Origin of the sequence: Bacillus sp. 522_BSPC, from assembly GCF_001076885.1 — a bacterium.
Lineage (GTDB): Bacteria > Bacillota > Bacilli > Bacillales > Cytobacillaceae > Niallia > Niallia hominis.
In genome coordinates, this window is record NZ_JVDT01000212.1 from 1 (window position 1) to 5,339 (window position 5,339).

Here is a 5,339-nt window from a genome sequence, read left to right on the forward strand (position 1 = left end):
AACTTTCGCACCAAAAAAATAAGTGCAAATCGTTAGTTGTATTGCGTCTATGGTCTATTAAATATGTTGCTTGACAGTGTTTAATAAAATGAAATAACACCTCATTCTTTGGTATAGTGTAATTGTAGAGAAAACACTACCATACAGAAGAGGTGCTCCCTATATGATAGACCAAAATAGCCAAAACAATCAACTACCAAAAGAACTTAATTCGGTTTTTTCTGAGCTTGAAATGAATAAACACCTGCGCCAAGCAGGAATTAAAAAATCCTTCGGTTTCAGCTGTTCCTACTTATTTCAGCTTGTTTTCTGTTTGATTTTCCAGCACAAAAATTGGTTTTCACTTCTTGATTCAAAGAAAGCCGATCAGTTTCCAGCCAAAGATGCCGTCTATCGCTTTTTAAACCAATCAACTTTTAATTGGCGCCGTTTCTTACTACTGTTGAGCATTTTTACTATTCAAAAGGTGACTCGCCTTACGAATAAAGAGCGTCCAAAAGTACTGATTATCGATGATTCTGCGTATGACCGAAATCGTAGTAAAAAGGTAGAGCTTCTCGCTCGTTGTTTTGATCATGCTTCCCTGAAAATGCGTTTCTTTAAGGGGTTTCGTATGCTCACTTTGGGCTGGTCAGATGGCTATACATTTATGCCAATTGACTTTTCTTTAGTCAGTTCAAAAAAGTCTCAAATCAATGGTATCTCTGAAAAAATTGATAAACGTACTTGTGGATACAAGCGTCGAGAAAATGCATTACAAACTGAGCCTGAACAAGTTCCTGACATGATTAAACGTGCATTAGCCAATGGGATAGATGCAAGTTATGTCCTTATGGATTCTTGGTTTACATTGCCACCACTTGTAAAGTCTATTGTGGATCAAGGATTAGACGTAATTGGTATGGTCAAAGAAACAAAACAACGTTATAACGTAAACGGGGAGATGGTTTCTTTAAAGCAACTATACCGCCTAGCTGGACCCATTCAATCCAAGAAAGGAATTCTTCGTTCCATCCATACGATCATGGCTAATGGAACACCAATTAAAGTGGTATTCATTCAAAACAGAAATAAGAAAAGCGACTGGCTTGCCATCCTCAGCACAGACTGCACTCTTTCAGAACAGGAGATCGTCCGAATCTATGGAATGCGCTGGGATATCGAGGTATTCTTTAAGGCGGCCAAATCTCTTTTGAAACTTGAAAAAGAATTCCAAAGCCGTTCATATGACGCGCTTATTTGCCATACAACGATTGTGTTTTCTCGTTTTATCGTTCTGTCGTGGCAGAATCGCTGTAATACCGATCAACGCACAATAGGTGGTCTGTTTTACGAATTATGCGATGAAGTAAATGAACTTGATTGGGCTGTCGCATTACAGCAATTGATCGAGCTTCTTCAAGATGCACTTAAACAAACGAATAAGAAAATCAAAAAAATAATTCAAAGTCAACTTGAACAGTGGATCGCTGGCCTTCCTAATTATATCAAGGCTTATTTGCCGATATCACTCTGCGAAAGTTGAGTTATATTAAAAATATTTTGTAAAAAAAGATATTAAATTGGAGGATTTATGTATTTTTTGAAGAATATAGGTAGAGAAAAAAACCAATCAAATTGAAAGTGGGGTTGTAAAATGATTCAAAAAATGTTTAGCAAAAGTGTATTAGGGTTATTCGCGTTGGCATTAATTTTTGGATTTGTTTTTACACCAGTTAAAGCGTCTGCTCATTTTTTAGGTTATTCTTCAGTTGATGGTAAAGAAATTCGTTGGGGAACAGCTAAAGGATCAACATCTTATACGACAGCACGTAATGCTGCAATAAAAACTTGGAATGGGATTACACCAATTAAAATTCTTGGTGATACAGCTAGCACTGTAGAAGATATATCTTTTGTAGATGTTACTCGAAGTGATGTTACTTGGGCTGGGCAATATCAAAGAGTCACAGGAGCAGATATAATTCGTCTTAATAAACATTATTTAAGTGGTTATACTGCTGCAAAAAAACAAAATGTTTTTACTCATGAATTAGGTCACGCTCTTGGTTTAGCTCATAGTTATTCTGGAGAAATCATGTATTATGCTGCTACAACTAAAACTTCTTTAGGTGCTCATGATAAAAGCGATTATCATTCTTTATGGGGATATTAAAAAGGGGGAATTTAAAAATGAAAAGAATAATTTTAACTTTTGGTCTTATTTCAATAATTACAGTTACTTCTTTTGGAGTTTCAGCATATAATCAAACAGATAAAATTGAAGCTAGTAATTCTAATCCAAACAAAAGTAAGGTAGAAGAAGTTATACTTCATCCTGATTTTATTACAGATGTAACAGATGATAAAAAATTAGTTGGTGTTTCTGATAATGTTTTTCTTGGGAAAGTCATTAAACAAACAGGAACTAAATCTATTGAAGAATATCTTCCTGAAACACAGTATTCAGTGGAAATAATTGAAAATATTAAAGGTGATTTATCTGGAATAGTTACAGTTAATCAACAAGGTGGTTATTTAGAGTATGAAGATGGACAAAAAGAATTGGTTTTATTTGAAGGTGATGAGTTACTTGTAGAAGGAAATACTTATCTATTTTCTACAAGATATTTAGAATCAGAGAATTGGTATACTTTAATTCCTGCATATGGAAATCTTACCGCTGAGACAGAATCAATACAAGATGATTTAGTTGAAAATTTTAATGATGCTTTAGATGAAGAAATCGTACCAACTGAATTAAAGTAAAAAATAATGGGTTCAAAAAACATGTGGATTTTCCGCATTTTTTTTGAACCTTTTGTTTCTTTATTGGTAATAAAATATAGAAGGGAGGTTAGTTATGTGAATAAAGAACAAGAAATAATTGAGAAAATATTATTAGGAGATATTGAAAAATTCAATGTTTTATTAGAACCTTATCTAAAAATATCTTATCAGACTGCTTTTTTACTTTTGAAAGATTATTCACTTGCTGAAGATGCTGTACAAGAAGCTTTATTTGCAACTTTTAAATCTTTAAAAAAATATAATCCTCAAAAGGCTTTATTTAAAACTTGGTTTAATAAAATTTTAATTAATACGACTTTAAAATTACAGAGGAAACGATTTTTCTTTATGAATTTTATGGATTATAACTTTAAAGAAACGACAATAATTCCAGAATCAATATATTTACAAAAAGAAGAATCTGAGATAATTATGAAAGCTATAGAAAAATTGGATTTTAAGCATCAAATTATTGTAATTTTATTTTATTTTCAAGACTTATCAATAAAGGAAATTTCGCAATTATTAAATATAAAAGAAGGTACCATAAAATCTAGATTATATTATTCAAAGCAAAGGTTAAAAAGTTTATTAGAAAATAAGGAGGTTTTTCCTGATGAAAGAAAAGGTAAAAAAAACATTACTTGAAATAGCTGAACAAAACTCTTTTCCTAGTAAAATAAATATTCAATCTATAATAGAAAATAAAAAAAAGAAACGGAAACGTTTGGGGTATATTTTATCTCCATTAGTTTTATGTTTAGTTTTTTTCTCATTTATTGGTATTAATTATATTAATAATAATTCTACGAAATCTGAAAATTTAGTGGGTAATACTATTAGTTATAGTTATGCTTTTAATCCTGAAGATAAAAGAGAATTAGTTGGCTTTTCTCAAAATGTTTTCATAGGAAAAGTAATTTCTGAAGAAGGATCTGAAATAATTGATTTATTACCAGAAACTCAATTTAATGTGAAAGTGATTAAAAATATAAAAGGGACTCTTAAACAAGAAATAATAGTAAATCAACAAGGTGGATATATGGAAGAAGAGTTAGTTTTAGTTGAGGGAGATAATCTTTTAGAAGAAGGTAAAGAGTATTTATTTGTAACAAAATATAATGAAGAAAAAAAGTTTCACACTCTTGTACCTATTTATGGAGATATTTTAATTAAAAGTGAACAGGAAAAAGCTGAATTAATAAAACAATTTAATGAGTCTTTAAAAAATGAAATTCCATTAGAATAAGAAATATTTATTATAATTTATAGTTAACATAATGAGTATTATTTATGTTAACTATAAATTGAAATGTACCCCTGTTCTATTTCAGAACGCCCCCTAATCTCTGTTAACATAATGAGTCCTATACACAGCAATCAAAAAAGCAAAAGGCGGAATTTGTCCATATTGGGGCAAATTCCGCCTTTTTGCGTTTGGGAAATATCGAGAAAAATAGCTTCATAATAAAAAAGTCAATCTCTAGATCCCTCCGTTTTACTTCTAAACTTCATTATATAATTGACTTTTCACGATGATTGAAAGGAAGAAGGAAATTCTACTAGATTATCGAAGAGTAAAAGTAGAAGGAGTGAATAAACGCTATGAAAAACGCTAATAGCTTTGGCTATTTTTCTAAGGCTCTTTTCGTAAAGATTGTTGCTTTTAATTATAACAAGGAACAATTTACTTTTTATGGTATTATATTAAAGAGATGATTATGCAGCTAACGGCAGGCTAGTTTAACAAGCAATTAGTACAAAATGCAAAAAAAGGGTTATAAGCATTGTTGCCGAAATCCTTCTCAATGTAAAAATACATAAACATTTAAGGAGTGAAAAATTTGGCTACTTGGGTTACTCACTTTAGGATTACTGAAGAATTATTAAAAACAGAACTTCCTGTATCCAAAATTGAATTTTTGGTTGGTAATATTGGACCAGATTGTGGACTAATCGGAGAGGATGGTAAACCCACACCTCCAAAAGAAACTACTCATTTCGAGATTGAAGGGAAAATCAACTCTGATTCTTTTTACCAACAATATCTCTGTGATGAAAAAGAAAGTTCGCTTAGTGAATTCTCCTATTATCTTGGATACTATATCCATTTGGTGACTGATGAGAAGTGGATTGCATTCACTGACCAAAAGAAAAAAGAAAAAGTGTTCGAAGAAATATTAAACACCCCTGAATACACTCCTCTTGTTAAGCGAGACTGGTATGGTTTAGATTTTTTATATCTTAAAAATCATAAAGATAATATTTTTTGGACTAAGTTTCAACACATCAATGATTTTCCAGAGTACCTAGATTTCTTTCCGCAGGGTCAAACACTTAAACAGATTAGAAATATCACTAATTTTTATCAAAACCATACGATTTCTGATGACCACGAGTTTATATATCTTAAGCCAAATGAAGGCGATGAGTTTGTAGAAGATACTGTACAAACGGTCAAAGAATTATTAAATCAAAGGATGCGAACACAGCTAGCATAACGGAATTTTAGCACACAAAATTACTTTTTCAACTAAAGAGATAAAAATGCTTAAAAGGAATCCAAATGT

6 protein-coding genes are annotated in these 5,339 nt (G+C 31.2%); all 6 read left to right on the forward strand.

The features are described 5' to 3' along the window. The first annotated feature begins 163 nt into the window (after window positions 1-163). Window positions 164-1,525, forward strand: a complete 1,362-nt coding sequence (locus tag ADJ83_RS17505; RefSeq protein WP_048717268.1) for an IS4 family transposase — start codon at window positions 164-166, stop codon at window positions 1,523-1,525. A 111-nt stretch (window positions 1,526-1,636) separates the two neighbouring features. Continuing rightward, a complete protein-coding gene (locus tag ADJ83_RS17510; RefSeq protein ID WP_048718542.1) occupies window positions 1,637-2,155 on the forward strand; it encodes a matrixin family metalloprotease in 519 nt (172 codons plus the stop codon). A 17-nt stretch (window positions 2,156-2,172) separates the two neighbouring features. Continuing rightward, window positions 2,173-2,748: a hypothetical protein gene (locus ADJ83_RS17515; RefSeq protein ID WP_048718544.1), complete on the forward strand. Its 576-nt coding sequence runs from the start codon at window positions 2,173-2,175 to the stop codon at window positions 2,746-2,748. Window positions 2,749-2,844: 96 nt separating this feature from the next. Continuing rightward, complete coding sequence (locus ADJ83_RS17520; RefSeq protein ID WP_048718545.1) at window positions 2,845-3,417, forward strand: RNA polymerase sigma factor; 573 nt, start codon at window positions 2,845-2,847, stop codon at window positions 3,415-3,417. Then, complete coding sequence (locus tag ADJ83_RS17525; protein ID WP_048718548.1) at window positions 3,386-4,018, forward strand: hypothetical protein; 633 nt, start codon at window positions 3,386-3,388, stop codon at window positions 4,016-4,018. Before ADJ83_RS17520 ends, ADJ83_RS17525 begins: the two co-directional genes overlap by 32 nt. A 595-nt stretch (window positions 4,019-4,613) precedes the next feature. Beyond that, on the forward strand, window positions 4,614-5,270 hold the full coding sequence (locus ADJ83_RS17530) for a zinc dependent phospholipase C family protein (RefSeq protein WP_031540248.1): 657 nt from the start codon (window positions 4,614-4,616) through the stop codon (window positions 5,268-5,270). The last annotated feature ends 69 nt before the right edge of the window (window positions 5,271-5,339 follow it).

Bases quoted from the DNA above. Each gene is read 5' to 3' on its own strand.
- ADJ83_RS17510 (WP_048718542.1), top strand. From the start codon at position 1,637: ATGATTCAAAAAATGTTTAGCAAAAGTGTATTAGGGTTATTCGCGTTG.
- ADJ83_RS17515 (WP_048718544.1), top strand. From the start codon at position 2,173: ATGAAAAGAATAATTTTAACTTTTGGTCTTATTTCAATAATTACAGTT.
- ADJ83_RS17505 (WP_048717268.1), top strand. From the start codon at position 164: ATGATAGACCAAAATAGCCAAAACAATCAACTACCAAAAGAACTTAAT.
- ADJ83_RS17525 (WP_048718548.1), top strand. From the start codon at position 3,386: ATGAAAGAAAAGGTAAAAAAAACATTACTTGAAATAGCTGAACAAAAC.